This is a genomic window from Enterococcus sp. AZ101 (assembly GCF_050499005.1).
Lineage (GTDB): Bacteria > Bacillota > Bacilli > Lactobacillales > Enterococcaceae > Enterococcus_L > Enterococcus_L ureilyticus.
In genome coordinates, this window is sequence record NZ_JBMHEZ010000002.1 from 130,444 (window position 1) to 151,721 (window position 21,278).

The following is a 21,278-nucleotide window of genomic DNA, read 5'->3' on the forward strand; positions in this document are numbered from 1 at the left end:
AGGGGAGTAGCAGCATAGTCTATCTATGTTTTTAGATCAACAGCAAGTGTGAAAACACTGGTCTAAGAATGAAATTGCGAGACCTAAGTGTAAGGGCCAAGTGTCGTTTCACTTAGGTCTCTTGTTATATTCAAAAGTGACAGTAGCATCTCATTTTTTTATAAAAAAGTGTGGTATCCTATTGAACTTTCGCATTATCTAGCTTTGCAGGCAAGCCTGCAAAGCGTTTAAATTGGAGGAGAATCTTGTGGTAGAGAAGTCTAAAGTTTCGCATCATCAGAAATTGACCGCTGCTGGTCTGTTAGTAGCAATGGGTGTCGTTTATGGAGATATCGGAACAAGTCCGCTTTATGTAATGAAAGCGATCGTAGGAGACAATGGCGGTCTTCAAAATGTTTCCGAAAATTTCATTATTGGTGCGGTATCATTGATTTTTTGGACATTAACGATTTTAACAACAATCAAATATGTTGTAATTGCGTTGAATGCGGATAATCATGGTGAAGGAGGAATATTTTCTTTATATACACTAGTACGTAAAAAAGGAAAATATCTGATCATTCCAGCTATGATCGGAGGAGCCGCACTGCTTGCAGATGGGGTCTTAACGCCTGCTGTAACAGTGACCACAGCAATCGAAGGTCTGCGGGGAATACCAGTGTTCTTTGATCGCTTTGGTAGTGATCAAAACATTATCGTGATGATTACTTTAGTGATTATTCTTATCTTATTTTCTGTCCAACGTTTTGGGACAGATGCAGTTGGTAAAGCGTTTGGACCGATCATGCTTGCTTGGTTTACATTCTTAGGTGTGATGGGACTAATCAATTTTGGACAAGACTGGACGGTGCTTCGTGCATTGAATCCTTATTATGCGATTCAACTGTTGCTTAGTCCTGAAAACAAATTAGGGATCTTCGTTTTGGGCAATGTTTTTCTAGCGACAACTGGGGCCGAAGCACTGTATTCTGATTTAGGTCACGTTGGAAAACATAATATTCGAGCTAGTTGGCCATATATCAAAGTTTGTTTGATCCTTAATTATTTAGGTCAAGCTGCTTGGATCTTAAGTGCCAAAAATGATCCATCTATTTTAGCGATTGAAAATTTAAATCCATTTTTCCAAATGATGCCAAATAGCATCATGCTTATCGGCGTTGTGTTTGCGACAGTTGCCGCTGTAATTGCTTCGCAGGCGTTGATTTCCGGTTCATTTACATTAGTGTCTGAGGCAATCAAATTAAAATTATTGCCAAGATTGAAAATTATTTATCCTGGTGCCAATATCGGTCAAATGTATATTCCAGCAGTCAATATGATGTTGTGGATCGTTTGTTCACTGATCGTTATCACCTTTAGAACCTCTACCCACATGGAGGCTGCTTATGGTCTGTCCATCACTGTAACGATGTTGATGACCACGATTTTATTAATGTTTTATTTACTTCAAAAAGGAGCGCCACGTTGGGTTGCTTATCTTGTTACATTGTTCTTTGGTAGCATCGAGTCGATCTTTTTTGTCTCAAGTATTGCGAAATTCTTCCACGGGGGGTATGTTGCTGTAGGGATCGCTTTATTGATTTTAGCTGTGATGACGATTTGGGAATGGGGCAATATCATCAAAGAGAAAACCTCTGATACCGTTCCACTGAAGCAGTATGTCGAACAATTGCGGATGCTAAAAGAAGACACGTCCGTTCCAAAATCGCAAACCAATGTTGTGTTTATGACTCCAGATACGATTGGTGACGAAATTGGACGCCAGATCATTTATTCAATCTTAGATAAACAGCCGAAACGAGCGAATGTATATTGGTTTGTTAATGTTGAAGTAACAGATGAACCTTTTACGAAAGAGTATTCTGTTGATATGATGGACACAGATTTTATTGTTCAAGTCCAACTATATCTTGGTTTCCATGTAGCGCAAGAAGTGAATGTCTATATCCGTCAAATTGTTTATGATTTAATGAAGGAAGGTCGCTTGCCAAAACAACCACAAAAATATTCATTGACACCAGGTCGTGAAGTTGGTGATTTTCAATTTATTATTATTCGAGAAGAATTATCAAAAGTAACAGAATTGAAGAAGTGGGATCGTCAAATCATGCAACTGAAATTAGCCATCAAAAAAAGAACAACTTCTCCAGAAAACTGGTTTGGTCTAGAATATAGTGAAGTAAAATACGAATCCGTTCCGTTGATTATTGGAGATGCACGGAAAACGCGATTAAGGGAAAGAAAAGTGTTATTATAAAAAATTAAAATCTCTAAGACTGCCGCCGAAGGTCTTAGAGTTTTTTGTTTCTCCTCAATAGCTCCTATTCGCGCTAATTAAAGAGGACAAGTATAATAAGAGAGAAGAAGAAAAACGAGGTGTAAATATGCTTGCAATAAATTTTTTCATACTATTTTTAATGATTGCGATCACAGCATTTTTTGTAGCAAGTGAATTTGCTTTGGTCAAAATAAGAATGTCCAGGTTGGAGCAATTAAAAAAAGAGAACGTCAAGAACGCCGAACTAGCAATTCATGTAACACATCACTTGGATGCTTATTTATCGGCTAGTCAATTAGGGATCACATTGACAGGGTTGATTATTGGGTGGGTCGGTGAAGGATCAGTCGCGGCATTGTTGCATCCACTTATTGGAAACTTGCCGATCAGTACAGCCCTTAGCCGAACAATATCAGTTATTTTAGGGTTTGCTATCGTGACGTATGTCGATGTCGTTGTAGGTGAATTATTACCAAAAAGCTACAGTATTGCACAAACAGAGAAAGTCGTCTTAGGAATTGTTAAACCATTGCATTATTTTTATAAAGTGATGTATCCCTTTATCTGGTTATTGAATCATTCGGCAGCTAGATTGGGGAAACTGTTAGGGATCCGTTTGGTCTCAGAAGGTGAAGAAACATTGACTCAGGAAGAATTGTTATATGTAGCAGTTGATTCCTATAAAAAAGGTGAACTAACCAAAGAAGAATATCATTATATGGAAAATGTTTTTGAATTTGATGATACTTTAGCGAAAGAAATCCAAGTCGACCGAACATCGATGGAAGTGTTTGAAGCAGATGAAACGGTCGAACAAGCAATCCAACATTCACTAGAACGTGGGCATACGCGCTATCCAGTGATCGAAGAATCCAAAGATAATGTTCTTGGTTATGTAACGTTACCAGCCCTGATCAAGGAGTCGTTTACCGATAATCAAAGAAAAGTCAGTGAATTAGTTGAAGAACCGATTGTTGCTTTGGCGACAACGCCAATTAAGAGTCTTTTAACGATGATGCGCAAAGAAGGAAAGCATATCGCCATTTTAAAAGATGAATATGGTGGAACGACAGGGATGGTAACGATCGAGGACATTTTAGAAGAACTAGTTGGCGATATCAGAGATGAAACGGATTTAGAAAATGCCTTGGTCGCTAAAAAATCTGATAATAGCTATATTGTTTCTGGAAAAATCACACTTGATGATTTTGAGCGTTACTTTAAAGTGAAGCTCCCAACGTTCGAAGCGTCTGACATGTCTACATTAGCTGGCTTTATCGTAGAGAAAAAAAACAATCAAATTATAGTTGGCGATCAAATTGTGATTGATGATTTTACTTTTGAAGTACTAGATTATGAACATGCTCATATTGATTATTTTAAAGTAACAAGAGCCGTAAAATAAAGCGAATAAAAAAGTAAGCAGAACTACTTCTAGATTTTGCTTACTTTTTTATGTTATTGAAAGCAAGGTGAAAAGAACTATTTTTAGTGAGAATGCTAGAACAAACTAGTTAAACAAATTCTTGAAAAGAAGGTTGACCAAAGGTTTCGATTCAGCTAGGATTAATTGTAAAAGGAAGTGTTTGAATGCGTAAGGTAGGAATCATTGGTTTAGGACATGTTGGGGCAACTCTTGCTTATACCTTAGTAATGGAAAGTTTGGTTGACGAACTAGTTTTGATCGATAAAAATGAACAGTTGGCGGTTTCTGAGCAATATGATTTGGAAGATGCACAAGTTTTTTTAACAGGTAAAACAAAAATCCTCATTCAAGACTATCAAGCGTTAAAAGATGCAGGAATTATCGTTTTCTGTGCGGGACAAATCAGTGCACTTGGTGAGGATGGTGATCGGTTTAAGGAACTTGAGATCACTAGTAAAATCGTGGAAGAAACGGCACCTAAAATCAAGCACTCTGGTTTTACTGGCATTATTTTAACGATTACTAATCCATGTGATGTGATTGCGGCGTATATGCAAAAACTGACAGGATTTGAAACATCTAAAGTTTTTGGGACAGGGACAATGTTGGATACAGCTCGCATGAAACAAGCAGTAAGTCGAAATTTAGCAATTGATGGACGCAATATTGGCGGATATGTTTATGGCGAACATGGGGATTCCCAATTTGTTGCTTGGTCGACCGTAACGGTTGGAGATCAACCACTTTTGTCTTGGAATACTGAACTTGATTTAGAAAGCTTGGATGAAGATGTTAGAGCAGGAGGGTGGAAGGCCTTTTTTGGCAAAGGTTATACAAGCTATGGTATCGCAACTTGTGCTGCTCGTCTGATTCGGATGATTTTGAACGATTCAAAATCAATCGTGCCTGTTTCAGCCTATAGTCATAAACTAGATGCCTATTATGGGCAGCCTGTTGTGATCGGGAAAAATGGTGTAGAATCGTTTGTTGACTGTTCGCTATCAGAAAAAGAATCTGGTTTATTAACACACTCTATTCAAATTATTAAAAATGGACTGGATAAACTGCCATTTAAACAGTAAAATAAAAGAGAAGGCTTATTAAGTATGGAGGCTATTCATTGATAAATTTAACAGAAATAACGGAGAAAATGTCTCCCAATCAAAAAATAAATTATGATCGCGTTTTACAAAAAGTTATCTTAGAATGGGAAAAGTCTGCTCTACGACCGACAATATTACTTCACAGCTGTTGTGCTCCTTGTAGCACATACTCTCTTGAATACCTGACGCAATATGCAGCTGTTACGATTTTCTTTGCGAATTCCAATATTCATCCAAGAGCAGAATATCAACGTCGAGAAATTGTTCAACAAACTTTTGTAAAGGACTTTAATAAACAAACTGGCAGTAAAGTCAAATTTTTAGCTGCTCCTTATGAGCCAAATAAATTTATCCAAATGGTGCAGGAAAAAGAACTGACTGAAGAGCCTGAGGGTGGAAAACGTTGTTCAGCCTGTTTTCAAATGCGTTTAGATATTGTAGCGGAGAAAGCACAAGAATTAGGCTATGATTATTTTGGTAGTGCACTGACGTTATCACCAAAGAAAAATAGTCAATTGATCAACGAAATCGGAATCGATATTCAAAAATTTTATGCCACTAATTATTTACCTAGTGATTTCAAGAAAAACAATGGCTATAAACGTTCGATTGAATTATGTAAAGAGTATGATGTTTATCGTCAATGTTATTGTGGTTGCATGTTTGCTGCAACGAGGCAAGGCCTGGATTTGAAAGCTGTTAATAAAGAAGCAAAAGACTTTTTGGCGCAACAAGAAAAATAGTTTAAATAGTTGAATTAGAAGAAACAGAGCTATGACTCATAGAGTCATAGCTCTGTTTCTTTTATTAAATATAGTTTTAAACTATATTTATCGATAGTAAATAAGTGTTATTCTATATTTCTTTCTCGTGGTAAAGTAGTTGAAATACCTTATTGAAGGAGGAAAAGTATGAAAACATCAATTATTGGGTTTCCGCGGGTAGGAGAGTTAAGGGAATTAAAATTTGCAACAGAGAAGTATTTTAGAAAAGAAATCACAGCAGAAGAATTAGAAAAAACAGGAAAAGAATTGCGCCTTAAACACTGGCAGTTGTTGGCCGATCAAGGAATTGATTTTATTCCGAGCGGTGATTTTTCATTTTTTGATACAATATTAGATACAGCAGTTTTGCTGAATCTCGTGCCTAAGAAATATCAAGAATTGGGATTGCCGCCATTAGAGACCTACTTTGCCTTAGCGCGAGGTTATCAAGGTGAGTCTGGTGACGTTACTGCTTTAGCTATGAAAAAATGGTTTAATACCAACTATCATTATATGGTTCCTGAAATCGATGATGATACAGAACTAAAACTAGTCGGCAATCAACTATTCACAACTTTCTCTGAAGCAAAAGAGGCTGGCATTCAGACTCGCCCAACAATAGTAGGACCATTTACCCTATTGAAATTAGCAACCTATCACGGTTCCAAACAGGCAAAAGATTTTTATGAAGAGGCAATCATAGCCTATACACAAATCTTTGATCAACTAACAAAACTTGGTTGTGAATGGTTTCAAATCGATGAGCCGGCCTTGGTTTTAGATTTAACGCCAACAGATATTCAGCAATTTAGAGAATTGTATGAAAAGCTTTTAGCAAAAAAAGGTCAATTAAAAATCTTAGTTCAAACTTATTTCGGAGACGTTCGAAATGGGTATCAAGAATTAATTGAACTACCATTTGACGGGATTGGATTAGATTTTGTTGAGGGGCGAAAAACAATAGATTTACTCGAAGAACATGGGTTTTCAAAAGAAAAAACTTTATTTGCAGGCATTGTAAATGGAAAAAATATTTGGAAAAATAATTATCAAAAGACATTAGAATTACTAGAGATGATTCAACCGTTCGGTGATATTGTATTAAATACTTCCTGTTCATTACTTCATGTTCCATTTACCTTAGCGAATGAGAACGTGTTAGAAAAAGACGTGACAGCCTATTTTTCTTTCGCTGTAGAAAAATTAACCGAGTTAAATGATTTAAAAAAAATCCTTGAAGATAAAAAAATAAATCAAGATCTGTTAAAGGCGAACAGTGTATTATTTACTCAGGAACGTTTTGTCAAAAACAAACGATTAGCAAAACAAATCGAAGCATTGACAAAGAATGATTATGTTCGTTTACCAAAATTGTCGGAACGAGCAATTATTCAAAAAGAGAAACTAGAACTACCTACTTTACCAACCACTACGATTGGTTCTTTTCCACAAACAAGAGAAGTCAAACAAAACCGGGCAAAATTCAAAAAAGGAGAAATCACAGAAGTTGAGTATATAGCGTTTAATCGGAAAAAAATCGATGAATGTATCGCTTTTCAAGAAACGATCGGCTTAGATGTTTTAGTTCATGGAGAATTTGAGCGGAATGATATGGTTGAGTATTTTGGTGAAAGTTTAGAGGGGTACTTATTTACTGAAAAAGCTTGGGTTCAATCGTATGGTACTCGTTGTGTCAAACCACCGATCATTTGGGGAGATGTTTCGCGCTCGAAACCAATTACTGTTGCGTATTCAAAATATGCGCAAACCTTGACCCATAAGCCAATGAAAGGGATGCTAACAGGTCCAGTAACAATCTTGAACTGGTCATTTCCGCGAGAAGATATTAGTTTAAAAGAAGCGACATTACAATTGGCTTTAGCAATTCAAGAAGAAGTTTTAGACTTAGAAGCGAATGGAATTGAAATCATTCAAATCGATGAAGCTGCTTTACGTGAAAAGCTACCATTACGTCAATCAGATTGGCATACTGAATATCTAGATTGGGCGATTCCAGCATTCCGACTTGTTCATAGTAAAGTACAGCCGACAACACAAATTCATACACATATGTGTTATAGCGAATTTGTCGATATTATTCAAGATATCGATCATATGGATGCGGATGTCATTTCCTTTGAAGCTTCCCGTTCAAATTTAGATATTTTAGATGCTTTAAAAGCAATCGATTTTCAAACGCAAGTGGGACCAGGAGTTTATGATATTCACTCGCCACGTGTTCCTTCAGTAGAAGAAATCGAAACAACGATCCAGAATATCTTAAATAAATTACCAATCGAAAAAATTTGGATCAATCCAGACTGTGGCTTAAAAACCCGCGGTGTATCAGAAACACAAGCAAGTTTGAAAAACTTAGTATTGGCAGCTAAAAAGGTACGTGGAGGGGTGTAAATGAGGACTGATACCTTGTTCAAAGAAAAGACCGTTTTCTCCTATGAAATTTTTCCACCTAGACGAACAGCACCAGTTGACACGATTTATCATACCTTAGATCGTTTGAAAGGCCAACAGCCTGATTTTATCAGTGTAACTTTAGGTGCTGGGGGAACCGATGCTAACTTAAGTACAGCAGATATTGCACAGAAAATCCAAGATGAACAATTTTTACCTAGCGTAGCACATTTACCTGCTGTAAATTTTTCAAAAGATGAGATCAAAGTTATTTTAGAGGAGCTTAAACAAAAAAAGGTAGAAAATATTCTAGCTTTAAGAGGAGATATTTTACCAGATAAAGAACCAAAGAAAGACTTTTCTTATGCGAATGATTTAGTCGCATTTATCCAAGAACAAGGTGATTTTAATATTATCGGTGCTTGCTATCCTGAAACCCATAGCGATGCCGTAAATTCAGTTGAAGATATCAGAAACTTAAAACGAAAAGTTGATTCAGGGGTCAATCAATTGATCAGTCAATTGTTTTTTGATAATAACTATTTTTATACATTCAAAGAAAAGTGTGATATTGCGGCTATTGAAGTACCGATTCAAGCGGGCATTATGCCTGTTGTCAATAAAAGACAAATTGAGCGTATGATAAAGATGTCTAATGTGACGTTGCCAACTAAATTTTTAAAGATGATGGAGCGTTATGAGCATAATCCGGAAGCTATTCGTGATGCAGGGATCGCTTATGCGATCAATCAAATTGTTGATTTAGTTTCACAAGGAACAGAAGGGATTCATCTTTATACGATGAATAATCCGTATGTAGCACAAAAAATCAGAGAAGCAACACGTAGTTTATTTGAAACGTAGCACAAAGTAGAATGTTCAGTTATGGAAAGGAAGAAGCCTCTTTTTTTAAACACTCTTTGCTTGCTAATTATTTAAATCTAAAGTGCGAATTCAAAACAAGTAGTTTGTTTTGGGTTCGTACTTTTTGACAAAATGTTAAAAAATGAATAAATAACTTGTTTGTTGTTATTTTTAAAGGATGAAAGTCCCCTTTTTTTTAGCTAATTAAATAACATTTAAATAAATTTTGTTTCATCTTTTCTTTTAGGTCTATTTATTTATTTTTTTGGAATTAAAAACTTAGAATTAATGTAATTTTTTTTAGAAAATTCCTTTTTTTTGAATAAACGCTATTTTAAAGAGGTTTATCGCTGTTTTTTATAAATTTTTGTGCTGTTTCCAATTTTAGAGAAATCAGTTTCCTCTTTTAGTAAAAAATAATGACTGAAAAAAATAGAAATAGATTGACATGAAAAATAACAAGAGATATAGTTTACATGTGGATTAAAATAATAATGTATTGTCATGTTTTTTGTTTTTTATGGTTGTATCTTATTATTTGTTTTTATGAAAGTCATGATGAATGAAATTTTATATGACTGATTATCTATTGAAATGAAAGGAGATTGTATATGCCAAGAAGGACTCCTGTCCGAAAAAATCGCCGTTCTATAGATGAAGAGGTTAGGCAGAGTATTCCTAAAAAACGTTCACGCACTTATTTAGAGCCCGAAAGTATCTATATAGAAGACGAAAGCCATAGGCAACGTATTGGAAAGAAAAGAGGGCGGCCAACAGCGCAAAGCTCTCGTAATGATTTTTCCAAAAAGCCTAGACGATCTGAATATCAAGAGTCTCCTCGAAGGCATCGACCTCGTAGGCCTGACCAAGAACGCGGAGTAACAGCTGAGTATCTTAAAGGGCGTGAGCAACCATCTAAAAAAAGTTCAGGTATCCTAATATTTTCTTTTTTGAGCAATTTGGTATTTTATGGTCTTACGATTGGAATCATTTCGATGGCAGTGATGTTTTCATTTAGTTCGAAATCGACAGCCTCGATTTTCGGGTATCGGTTTTATACAGTTTTGACTAATTCGATGGTTCCGCAAGAAAATGGTCCCAAAGGTGGTTTTTATGCTGGAGATATCGTTATTGTTAAATTGACAGATGGGAAAAAAGTCAAAAAAAATGATATTGTAACTTTTGCTGTGGGAGATGGCTCACGCTATCTAACTCACCGAATGGTGGAATACAAAAATGAATTGAACGGAGAAAAAGGAGATTATCTTGTTACTAAAGGAGATGCCAATAAGAGCAACGACCCGCCAATATCGGCAGACAGAGTATTAGGAAAAGTAGTATTTGCAGTGCCGAAGGTGGGAAGTATCATAGAATTTGCTCGAGAAGAATTTTGGGCTTGTTTAGTTTGTATTCTTTCTTTATATGGATTCTTTTTAGTATTGAAATCTTATCTGTTTACAGCAAATGAAGAGTCGGTTGGCAGGAAAAGAAGACGACCAATGTATGAAAAGGGATATTAACACTTTGCTTTACTTAAAAAAGCAAGTGAAAATATACATTATAATTTATAGGAGGATTATTTAAAATGAAAAAGAACAAAAAGAAAAAGTTGGCAGCAGCCACGGGATTAGCTTTAGTAGCATTCCTTGCAGGTACCTTTGCTTGGATCAATTCTCAAGACCAAAAAATTAACCGTGTTGATGCGGCTGCAATCAAAGATGACAGTGTTACTGTGGAGGAGAACTGGAAACCTAAGGATATTATCCCAGGAACAGAGGCTACCAAAGAAGTAGCTATCAAGAATACAGGGAACGTACCAGTATTTGTTCGTGTATCTTATGAAGAAGTTTTGAAACATTTAGCGGAAAAAGGTGCTGTAACAAACCGAGATACAGGTTGGAAGGCTAGTGCTACACCAAAACCGTTAGAAGATGATATTCCTGTTGAATATGACGGAGATAAGTATGTCAAACAAGCAAATGATTATACAGATGTAACAAGTAAGGTCAAAGATGCTGGAGGAGCAGCTATACCAGAAGGTGTAAAAGTTTATGCAAAAGGTTCTGTCACAACAAACCCTGTGACAAACGCAGATGTCACAACATTTACATATTCAGCATTCTATGAATATGCACCAGGTAAATATCAAGCAATGGAAACTAATGTGTCCGTGGCTGGAGGAAATACTGCTGGAACATCAGTAGAAAACTGGGATTTTGCTTTATCTAAAGCGAAATATTCAGTTTACAGTGGTGGCTACAAATATGCAGTATCAAACTGGGCAGCCTCTACTTTAGATGGAGCGTCTACAGAAGCAACAGCAGCAAAAGCTGCTCTATTAGGAAGTGCTGGCAAAAAATACGACGTAGATTATGACTATACAGTCGCAACTTTAGGACTTGCAGCGATTCCACCAGTTTCTGTCGCAACAGCAGCTGATCAAGTACCAGTAGCTGATTCAGAGAAAAAAGGTGTTCAGACAGATAAGGCTGCGTTAAACGTTAGTGGGATAAACATTGAGTATGGCACAGATATGGCGACGATTGCGGATCTGAAGAATGATAAATGGGCATATAATAAAGAAGATGGCTATTTTTACTTTACAAGCCCAGTCAATTCTGGAGCAACAACACCGCATTTATTGAAAAAATTAGTGTTTACAAATTCTATAGGAAAAGAGTTTACAAATGCAACATACGACTTAATCATAAAAATGGAAGCCATTCAAGCAACTAAGGAAGCTTTGGTCGATAGTACTGGTTGGAATTTAAATGGAGCTGACGGTTCAGAAACAAAAAAAATCACGACTTATCTAGATGGTCAAGCAGTAAGCTAATTATGAATAAAGCGTAAAAAATGGGAAGGGGGAAAAATGATGCAGCAACAATTAAAGCGAAAACATCGATTATTTCTGGTGTTATGTAGTTTGTTAAGTCTGTATATCACTTTTACCAGTGGAACACTACTAGCTGTTGCCCGTCAAACCCTTCCTCCAGGAGTGGTCATTGGCGATGAAACTGGAGTATCTGCTTCTTCAGAAGGAGAGTACTATGTTGATTTGCCAAATGTCTTACCTGGAGAAAGTTATGAAAAAACAATTACGATTCGTAGTATGGATATAGAGGAACCATTTGAACTAGGTATTTTAGCAACCCCAAAGTCTACAAAAGGTGTAATTGATTTTGATAAACAGATCACATTGACCTTATCACTTGATGGGAAACAGTTGTATCAAGGGCCATTGTTAGGAAATGGGGAATTTGATTGGACCGTTCAGCCTTTGATAATAGGGACTTGTGAATATGGTAAGGATCAAATTTTGACGGCAGTATTTGAAGTAGACAAAGATTTAACTCTTGCAGACTATAAAGAAGATAGTCAATTACTATATCACTGGACATTTGTTGCAACAAAAAACCAGCCCGAGTCATCAGATACTAGTAGTAGCAAAGACTCCCCAGCAAAGGCGAAGCCCAAAGGCATGTTTCCGATGACTGGTGAAGAAATAAAAAATTTACTTTATAAAACCTTAGCTGGATTGTTGCTGATGTTGATCGCAATTTTATTATGGAAAAAGCGTAAAGATGAACAAAACAATATTGTGTAGAGGAGGGGGAGACCAATGAGAAAAGGAAGAAGATTATTGAGAACAATTAATCAAAATAAACCTTTTTTAGCCATATTTTCTGTGTTTTTAAGCTTATTACTGGTAGTGGGAAGTACATATTCTTGGATTACCTATAGTGATGAAAAAATCAACCCAAGTATGACCAATACAAAAAAGCTTTCTGCAACAATTGATGAAGTCTTTACCCCAAATCTGCAATGGATACCTGGAACAACGACGGAAATGAAATTATCAGTAAAAAATAATGGACAAATACCAGCCATTGTTCGCATCTCTTTATATGAGTTTTTAGGTCAATTTGAACAGGATATGACTGATGGGACAGGGAATGGCAGTCTAAAAACTGTCTCTAAATCAAGTGGCTCAGATATAAAGATGGAAGATGTCGCTACATGGACAAAGGGGAGTACATACAAGCTAGCTTCGGGAAAATATTATATAGCATCCGAGATTTATAAAGCGGATAAGAACAATTCAAATACAGCATATGTGTATAACGGGAATCGATTAACTGAAGGGCTTAATTATTTAACGATTCAATTTAATAGTACGGTTATCTATGATGTAAACAACAAACCCGCAACTGGGGTACGTCACTATTGGTATTATTCAGAAGGTTATTTTTATTACTCAGAGGTATTACAGCCTAATGAACAAACGAAGCAGCTGATTCAAAGTGTGACAGTAGATAAAATGTTACCAAACAAATATAAAAGTTCGTTATATCAATTAATTCCAGTTATGGATGCTCATGATATTACAAAATCCTTACTAGCTGATTGGGAACTCACTTCTAATTCATATGTAGGAACAATGTATCGTGAAAAAGTTCGTTAGGAGGAATTAAAGATGAAAGACAAGAAAAAGTTTATTCGTTTTTTCTGGATAATCCCTGCGTTAATCATGTGTTTAGTTATTGGAAGTGTAGTAGCATATGCTGCAATGACAGAAAGGGAAGAGAAAGTAAATTTTTTTCAGATTGGAAATTTTCAAACTAAAATAGAAGAGGTTTTTAAAGAACCAACAACGATTTCACCAAATACTTCCGTTGAAAAGAAAGTAACTATAAAAAATACAGGCTCTGTCGATCAATTTATTCGAGTGATGATTCTTCCGGAAATTCGTTTAGAAAGTGGTGAAAGTAATCGCTTGTTACCTTCAAAAATTGGTGAGGAAGTGCTTTTGGACCTGAATACGACACAATGGAAGTTGGGAGAAGATGGATATTATTATTATTTAAATGTCTTGGAATCTGATCCGTCTAAAGTTGCAGAGAATTTGTTTACAAAAGTTACATTAAAAAAAGAGTTAGGTCAGGAGTATCAGAATGCCTCTTTCAATTTGTTAGTAAAAGTAGAGGCAATTAATTGTGCAAAATTTGCTTATCGTGATGCTTGGTGGCAAGGAACTACACCGAATAATGGGAATTTACAAATAATAGATAATCAATTAGCTGGAAAAGCAAAATAAGCTAGGCGCATGGAATAATTGTTCCATGTATGCCTTTTTCAATTATTCAACACTCATGAAATGAGTGTTTTCAACAAAGAAACCATTGATTTGATGAGTCTTGAAAAGAAGGAGATAAAATGAAAAAGAGAAGACTAAGAAAGCGATTATTAAAAAAAAGTAGTTGGTTGTTATTTCTATTAATAACATTTGTTGCCATTGGTAGCTATCTGTTTACAAACAAGGAGAAAATGCAAGCCTCTACTATTGTTAATAATGGAGACTTTCGATTGACGGCTGAAAACAAGTGGAGTTCTCAAGATAAAAAAAGCTATGCGGATTTAGAGTGGGATAAAGTAGACGATCTAAGTCAATCGGGTTATCAATTGTTTCAATCAGAAGACGGTGAAATCTGGGAGAGTCGCTCTTTAAATTATGGGAAATCTATCAAAGTTCTAAATATCTATCCTGATGAACCTAAATCGAATACACTAAAAAGTTGGATGGATGGTTTAAAATTAACGGCAGCAGATGGGAGTAATCTGATTCAAGTTACCTCGGTATCGATGAGTGATTACAATGCGAATCCAAATAACTATTTAAAAAGTAGTGCTGGGGAGTACAAATATGATGTTTTGATGTTTGGATCATGGGATTCAAATAACAATAAGGATATTACTGAAAATGCTGCTAAAATAACAAATGAGTATCTTAATACAGGAAGAGGAGTATTATTTGGTCATGATACCATCAACAATAACCCAAAAAGAGCTGTGTTTTATAAGTATTTTAAAGATGCAGTAGGGTTAGGCAACCGTCAGGCAAATTCTGTCACAGGTTCTGCAGAAGTTAAATTAATCAATAATGGTTACTTGATGAAATATCCATTTGAAATGAAAAATGATATTGTTTTAGATATTCCGTATGCTCATAATATTGATTTACAAGATACCACTGTGGGAACAGTATGGCTGGAATTTATTAATCCTTCAGGTGCATGGCCAAATCCAATTTTAGTAGACGGGAAGTGGCGTGGAGGTTGGTATTTAAAGACTAACAACAATGTCGGGATGATTCAAACAGGACATTCTAACGGACAGTCGAGTCTGGATGAAAGAAAAATAATAGCAAACACATTATATAATTTAGCACAAGTATCATTAGAAAATGTTGCTACTGATCAAACGGTCAAAGATGATAAGGCTCCTAATACTCCCCAAGTTAGTGTCCGTTGTGATAACGGTAGCAATAATTTAAGTATAAAGGCAGACGCTGTTGATATTGGTAAGGAATATCAATGGTACGTAGAAGCAAGTACTAAAAGTAACGGTATCAAAAAATCAGATGTGGTAAAAGAAGTAATTAAAAGTAACATTGCTGGCTATTTTTACGAAGTAACCAATTTACCAACATCAAATTTAGCAAAACAGGTTGAGAGTTATAAAGATTCATATGGTCGGATAGATGCAAGTAAATTTGATCATTATGTTGCGCCGAACGATGATTCTCTTGATTATGAGACAAGAAGTACGTTTACAATTACGGAAAATAAAGATTCAGGAAAATATCTTCATGTTTTGGCTGTAGATCGTTCTAACAATATTTCTCAAGTGAGCAGTCAAAAAATCAAAGAGATACCTCAAAATATTGATTTTAAAGTTGAACGTACAAAGAATGAATCAAGGCTTATTGAACTGAGTATAGATAGTTCTTTAAATAATTCAATAGAAGAAGTAGAAGTCCGTACCCCTAAGAATACAATAATTAAAGATTTCACTTCTCTGATACTTCCTACTAATTGGAAGGCTCACGAAAATAGTGAAACAACTGAATACAAATCATTTTCATTTATGACTAAAGGAAATAATGATTTATCGACACTCACTAAATTTATAAATGATTTACGCTTTACAATTAATGCTCCACTTGATCAAAAAGGAGAAATTCAGATAATTCTGCATGAAAAAGCTCAAAGTGCTACACTGGTAAACGAGGTAACGAAAGTTTGTAGGATTGCAGAAGTCCCTCAACGAATTTCCTTAAAAGCGTATAGTGAGACAGGGGAGCCGCTTCAATCGGGAGACATATGGTTAGATCAGAAGATAACAATCAACAAAAAGGAAAGTATCACAACAAAAAATGTTGATCTATATGATTTTATTAAATTAGTAGGGAGTGGAGGAAATCAAATCTCACCTCTTGAATGGGTTGTTACCAATGAATTCCAAGAAGGACGGTTAATTTATAGAAGCCGTAAACTAACTGTTCATAGTCGACAAGTTGTAACTAATCAGAATGATCAGGTAGTGATACCTAAAACAGGATTTGGGGTATTAGAAAGTCAAACTACGTTAGGGCAAAATGGAGAGGAATTTCCATTAACAATGAGTTCTACTATAGATAATAAGGCAAATTTTGATACTTATATTATTCGTTATCAATTCAGTCAGCGGATTTATTCTTTTGTCCCAAAGGTTCCGATGAATTATAGACTCCTTGGCTACGTACTAACAACTAAAAACGAAGCGCATTTGCCTAGCAATAGTACATTAAATCCAATTAAGATTGATGCATCGGCAAACCCAGAATTTTGGTTGACGACATATATCGAGCCGGTAACAGAAAAACCTACTTTCTATCATTGGGAGTATAAGGAAAATAAATTAGGTGCAATTAAAGTAGAATAAAAGAATAGTCTATCTAAGGATATTGAGGGATTTAAGAAGTTTGGTTCATAGGGTCCTCCATTACTATAGAATGATGAAAACCCTAAATCTATATAGATAGGAATAACATATAATGTATTTACTGTTGATAGTATTAGGGATTATTACGTTTGTTCATAGTGTATTATTCATAATTGTTATTCAAAAAAATGCAGAAATAACAAATAAGCTTAATCAAATTACTAGAAAAAAAACTTATTCCAAAGCAAACGAGCAACCTTTTGCATCAAAAAAAGAAATAACTAGAAGGGATAAGCGTGCTACAGATAAGAGAATAATTGATGAAACGAGGAAGTAGATAACGATGAATATAGGCTATGCTCGTGGCAATAAATTGAATCAACAGTTTGATTTTTTAGAAAATTATGAAGTAGAAGAAATTTTCTCGGATAAAAGCCAGAGCTATGAAGTACTTCAAGATCCTGAAAGTGACTATCAACGCTTATTGGACTATACAGAGCCAGGTGATTGTGTAGTGATTGCGTTTTTAGAAGCTATCTCGAGAGATTATCAAAAACTACTAGAATTTTTTAATGAACTAGATGAGTTGGAGCTTGATTTAATTGTATTGACCTCGCCAGACTTAACTTTGGCTGAGTGGCGAGAAGTACTTTTGTGGATCAATAAAAACGATCGCTTGTTGCATCCGCGTCTGATCAAACTAAAGTTAAAACAAGAAAAAAATAGAAATAAAGAGAGCTACTCAGTTTTTAGTAGAGATAGTGAGGCAAAGCAGTTATATCGGGATGTTTTATGGCAGCTGATTGGGAAACGGAAACTACGAGAAATTGCTCAACAAAAAAGTGTTCCTATTGAAACAATCTATCGAATTCAGCAAGAATTCAAGCGGATAAAATTAGCAGGAATTTTAGCAATTTGTTTTTTTCTCGCAATTGCTACGCTTAAAATATCGGAAAATTTTTCGGATAATCTGTGGATTCAAATCACTGTGTGTATTGTCGCAACACTGGCCATTTTGTATAATGTTTTAGCGGATAATGAAGAGTTGTAGTACTTTTTATTCCTAAATAAAAATAGTTTTGCTTTTTCCGATTGGTTAGGGAAAAGCAAAACTATTTTTAGGTTAAAAATGCATCTTCTCAATTCGGTCAAATGCATCTTCTAAAATTGTGATATCTTGAGTTGCGGCTAAACGTACATAATTATCTCCAGTTGTCTCACCAAATGCCTTTCCCGGAATCATCAATACGTTCGTCTCTTTCAAAACTTTCTCCACAAAAGGAACGGAAGTCATTCCTGTTTTAGAGATATTGATAAAAGCGTATATGCTGCCTTTGACAGGATGTAAAGACAGAAATGGGATTGTTGCAATACGTTGTTCAAGATATTCTAAACGTTCTTTAAAGACAGAAACGACGTTTGGTACTAAACTATCAGAGTGATTTAAAGCATAAATCCCTGCCTGTTGAGACGGACTTGGTGCAGAATAGGTAATACTTTCATTGATTAGTTTTGCTGCATCATTGATATATTCAGGTGCGACCATATAGCCAATTCGCCATCCAGTCATAGCAAAAGTTTTTGAAAAACTGCTAAAAGTAATGGTATTCTCAGGTGCGAAGGTAGCCATTGGGACAAAATTATCGTAGAAACAAAATGCTTCATAGACTTCATCAGATAGAATATAAAACTCTTTCTCGATGGCTAAATCTGCGATAGCCTTAAATGTTTCTGGAGAAAATACGGCTCCAGTAGGATTATTAGGTGAATTGATAATAATTGCTTTTGTTTTATCTGTGATTGCGGCTTTTAAAATGTCGATATCAATCTGAAAACCATCTTCTTCATAGGTTGGGATAAATATTGGGTTGCCGCCAGCTAAAAGTACTTGATCTTTGTAGGGAGAAAAATAAGGCTCATGGATGATCACTTCATCATCAGGGTCTAAAATCACCTGTAACGTTAAATACATACCATGCAACGCACCAACTGTTGCTCGGATTTGAGCAGGTTTGAAGGCCAAACCATATTGCTTTCGATAAAAGTCAGCTACAGTATCGATAAATTCTTGACTACCGCCGGATGCAGTGTATTTTGTATGACCATTTTTGACATCAGCAAAAGCCGCATCAATAATTCGTTCATCGGTAATTAAATCCGGATCACCAATCGATAAATCAAGTAGGTTGGGGACTTGTTTAGCTAAAGTGGCAATATCCATCAATATATTTTCAGCAGGATGCTGGTGCTTTTTTGAAATAGTTGAAATGTCCATAATTCTTTCCTCCAATAGTTACTTGCTTTAATCTATTCTATCTTACTTTGTGAAAGAGGACAAAGCAAATTTAGATGAATTTGCTTTGCCCTCTTTCAATGTTATAGTACTTTTCTAAGAAAATCTTGCGTACGTGGATTTTTTGGTTGTCCAAAAATTTCTTCTGGCGTCCCTTCTTCTTGGATAATTCCAGCATCCATGAAAATAACACGATCAGCAACTTCACGAGCAAAGCCCATTTCATGTGTCACAACAACCATAGTCATTCCTTCGACGGCCAAAGCTTTCATTACTGCCAGCACTTCACCAACCATTTCTGGGTCCAGCGCAGAGGTAGGCTCATCGAACAACATAACATCAGGATTCATTGCTAGTGCTCTTGCAATGGCTACTCGTTGTTGTTGACCGCCAGATAAACTGGAGGGATAGCTGCTGCTTTTATCTTTTAGCCCTACTTGTTCTAATAGAGCCTGAGCTTTTTCTTTAGCGGCTTCAGCAGTTTCTTTTTTCACTTTAATTGGACTAATCGTTAAGTTATCTAAAACTGTTTTATGAGGAAATAGATTGAAGTTTTGAAATACCATACCCATTTTTTGACGAAGGGCGTCGATATCGGTATCTTTGTCTAATAAATTTTTTCCTTCAAATTCAATCGTTCCATCTGTTGGTTGTTCTAATAAGTTCAAACAACGTAAAAAGGTACTTTTTCCGCTACCTGAAGGTCCGATGATTACAACGACTTCGCCAGCCTTGACATCTAAGTCGATGCCTTTTAAGACTTCATTCTTTCCAAATGTTTTGTGTAGGTTTTTAATATTAATCACTAGTACTCATTCTCCTTTCAGCAACACCTAATAGGCGGGAAATCGTAAAGGTTAAAACAAAATAGATCAATGAAACAACTAGATACGGTAAGAATGGTTTAAAACTTGCGCCTTGAACATTACCGGCTTGGAAAATCAATTCAGAAACACCAATAACTGATACAACTGAAGATTCTTTGATGACTGTTACAAATTCATTTCCTAATGCAGGTAAAATATTTTTGATTGCTTGCGGTAAAATGATATAGCGCATTGCTTGAGGTTGGTTCATTCCTAAAGAACGGGCCGCTTCTAATTGCCCTTTATTAACAGCGTTGATCCCAGCTCGAACGATTTCTGCAACATAAGCGCCACTGTTTAAGGCAAGAGCGATACATCCAGCTGCAATTTTTGATAGATCAAGCCCTAAAACACCTGTACCAAAATAAACGATGAAGATTTGTACTAATAACGGAGTACCTCGAACATATTCTATATAACAAATTGCGATGCCACGTAAGATTTTTGATTTGGATAATTTCATCAAAGCGAGTAAGCCACCGAGAATTGCACCAAACAAGACACCCATAAAAGCTAAGAAAATCGTATAGCCAGCACCGCTGATATAGAATTTACCATACTTCCCAAGAAAACTTTGATCGTCAGTAAACATTAATTTCCCGGCTTCTTTTTTATAACCTTCTAACAAGTTATTGTCATTGATGGTTTGAATCGAAGCGTTGACCTTTTGTTCTAAGATAGGAGCATTTTTTGGAATAGCAACGGCGGCGTCCTTTTGCCCTTGTTCAAAGGTGACATCTGCAAATGTCAATTCTTTGTCACGATCGACATAGGCTTCAGCAACTGGACCTTCTAACACTGCTGCTTCAACTTTTTTATTTTTTAAGTTCATGATAATGTCTGGAACTTTTTGTAAAGAGGTTGGAATCGATCCAACTAGTTCTGTTTTCGCTAATTCTTCTTGGGTTGTCTGTTTTTGAACACCAACTTTGACACCATCAAAATCTTTTGTTGACTGAAAGCGATCTTTATCGTCTGCTCGAACAACAACTTTTTGTTGAACGGTCATATAAGGTGTCGAAAAATTGACTTCCTGCAGCCGTTCAGGTGTCGGGGCCATCCCTGAAATAATCAAGTCGATTTTACCAGTTTTCAATGCACCTAATAATGCATCAAAACCCAATTCTTCAATTTTTAATTTTACACCTAAATCATCAGCAATTTTTTGCGCGATAGAGATGTCAAAACCCACGACCTGGTCTTTGCCATCAACATCTGCATGGAATTCATAAGGGGCATAATCGGCTGATAAGCCAACGATTAGTTCGCCACGTTTCATGATAGCATCATAGACTGGATCTTTTTCTTCAGCTAAGGCTACACTGGTAGGCAAAAAAGTGAGTAATACCAATAGTATTGGTATGATAAGTGCTAAGGTTTTTTTACATAGTTTCATTTGTTCGTCTCCTTTATAGTAGATTGTTCATAAGCATAAACACTCGATAACTTTCTGTTTCAATAAATATTCTAAAAATAGCATATATATGTATAAAAATTTATTGTTTTTG

The 21,278-nt window shown here is 35.8% G+C and carries 17 protein-coding genes; 14 read left to right on the forward strand and 3 right to left on the reverse strand.

Going from position 1 to position 21,278, the window contains the following annotated elements:
• Positions 1-310: 310 nt before the first annotated feature.
• From IGJ50_RS09935 to IGJ50_RS10000, 14 genes are all read left to right on the forward strand, one after another.
• Positions 311-2,257: a KUP/HAK/KT family potassium transporter gene (locus IGJ50_RS09935; RefSeq protein ID WP_167351660.1), complete on the forward strand. Its 1,947-nt coding sequence runs from the start codon at positions 311-313 to the stop codon at positions 2,255-2,257.
• A gap of 127 nt (positions 2,258-2,384) precedes the next feature.
• Positions 2,385-3,683 (forward strand): hemolysin family protein, encoded by a 1,299-nt coding sequence (locus IGJ50_RS09940; protein WP_069638949.1) that lies wholly within the window; start codon positions 2,385-2,387, stop codon positions 3,681-3,683.
• A gap of 185 nt (positions 3,684-3,868) precedes the next feature.
• Positions 3,869-4,786 (forward strand): L-lactate dehydrogenase, encoded by a 918-nt coding sequence (locus tag IGJ50_RS09945; protein WP_429950195.1) that lies wholly within the window; start codon positions 3,869-3,871, stop codon positions 4,784-4,786.
• Between the two features lie 38 nt (positions 4,787-4,824).
• Positions 4,825-5,550, forward strand: coding sequence for an epoxyqueuosine reductase QueH (locus tag IGJ50_RS09950; RefSeq protein WP_429950197.1), 726 nt, complete (start codon positions 4,825-4,827; stop codon positions 5,548-5,550).
• 168 nt (positions 5,551-5,718) lie between these two features.
• A complete protein-coding gene (gene metE / locus IGJ50_RS09955; RefSeq protein WP_429950198.1) occupies positions 5,719-7,983 on the forward strand; it encodes a 5-methyltetrahydropteroyltriglutamate--homocysteine S-methyltransferase in 2,265 nt (754 codons plus the stop codon).
• Positions 7,984-8,847, forward strand: a complete 864-nt coding sequence (gene metF, locus IGJ50_RS09960; protein ID WP_207120231.1) for a methylenetetrahydrofolate reductase [NAD(P)H] — start codon at positions 7,984-7,986, stop codon at positions 8,845-8,847.
• Between the two features lie 611 nt (positions 8,848-9,458).
• Entirely contained in the window at positions 9,459-10,367 is a 909-nt protein-coding gene (locus tag IGJ50_RS09965; protein ID WP_429950200.1) for a signal peptidase I, read from the forward strand.
• A 65-nt stretch (positions 10,368-10,432) separates the two neighbouring features.
• On the forward strand, positions 10,433-11,683 hold the full coding sequence (locus IGJ50_RS09970; protein ID WP_069638955.1) for a hypothetical protein: 1,251 nt from the start codon (positions 10,433-10,435) through the stop codon (positions 11,681-11,683).
• 36 nt (positions 11,684-11,719) lie between these two features.
• Positions 11,720-12,454 carry an LPXTG cell wall anchor domain-containing protein gene (locus tag IGJ50_RS09975; RefSeq protein WP_239574192.1) on the forward strand — a complete coding sequence of 245 codons (735 nt, stop codon included), beginning with the start codon at positions 11,720-11,722 and terminating at the stop codon, positions 12,452-12,454.
• Between the two features lie 15 nt (positions 12,455-12,469).
• Positions 12,470-13,312, forward strand: coding sequence for a BsaA family SipW-dependent biofilm matrix protein (locus IGJ50_RS09980; RefSeq protein WP_429950202.1), 843 nt, complete (start codon positions 12,470-12,472; stop codon positions 13,310-13,312).
• Between the two features lie 12 nt (positions 13,313-13,324).
• Positions 13,325-13,945 (forward strand): hypothetical protein, encoded by a 621-nt coding sequence (locus IGJ50_RS09985; protein ID WP_429950204.1) that lies wholly within the window; start codon positions 13,325-13,327, stop codon positions 13,943-13,945.
• 119 nt (positions 13,946-14,064) lie between these two features.
• Positions 14,065-16,611 (forward strand): hypothetical protein, encoded by a 2,547-nt coding sequence (locus tag IGJ50_RS09990; RefSeq protein WP_429950206.1) that lies wholly within the window; start codon positions 14,065-14,067, stop codon positions 16,609-16,611.
• 112 nt (positions 16,612-16,723) lie between these two features.
• On the forward strand, positions 16,724-16,948 hold the full coding sequence (locus tag IGJ50_RS09995) for a hypothetical protein (RefSeq protein ID WP_069638960.1): 225 nt from the start codon (positions 16,724-16,726) through the stop codon (positions 16,946-16,948).
• Between the two features lie 6 nt (positions 16,949-16,954).
• Positions 16,955-17,662 (forward strand): recombinase family protein, encoded by a 708-nt coding sequence (locus IGJ50_RS10000; protein WP_069638961.1) that lies wholly within the window; start codon positions 16,955-16,957, stop codon positions 17,660-17,662.
• Positions 17,663-17,734: 72 nt separating this feature from the next.
• Here the strand turns inward: IGJ50_RS10000 and IGJ50_RS10005 are convergent, their stop codons facing one another.
• The 3 genes from IGJ50_RS10005 to IGJ50_RS10015 form a co-directional block, all read right to left on the reverse strand.
• Complete coding sequence (locus tag IGJ50_RS10005) at positions 17,735-18,886, reverse strand: pyridoxal phosphate-dependent aminotransferase (protein WP_429950208.1); 1,152 nt, start codon at positions 18,884-18,886, stop codon at positions 17,735-17,737.
• Between the two features lie 101 nt (positions 18,887-18,987).
• Positions 18,988-19,710, reverse strand: coding sequence for an amino acid ABC transporter ATP-binding protein (locus IGJ50_RS10010; protein WP_429950210.1), 723 nt, complete (start codon positions 19,708-19,710; stop codon positions 18,988-18,990).
• Positions 19,703-21,166 carry an ABC transporter substrate-binding protein/permease gene (locus IGJ50_RS10015; protein ID WP_207120225.1) on the reverse strand — a complete coding sequence of 488 codons (1,464 nt, stop codon included), beginning with the start codon at positions 21,164-21,166 and terminating at the stop codon, positions 19,703-19,705. Before IGJ50_RS10015 ends, IGJ50_RS10010 begins: the two co-directional genes overlap by 8 nt.
• Between the last annotated feature and the right edge of the window lie 112 nt (positions 21,167-21,278).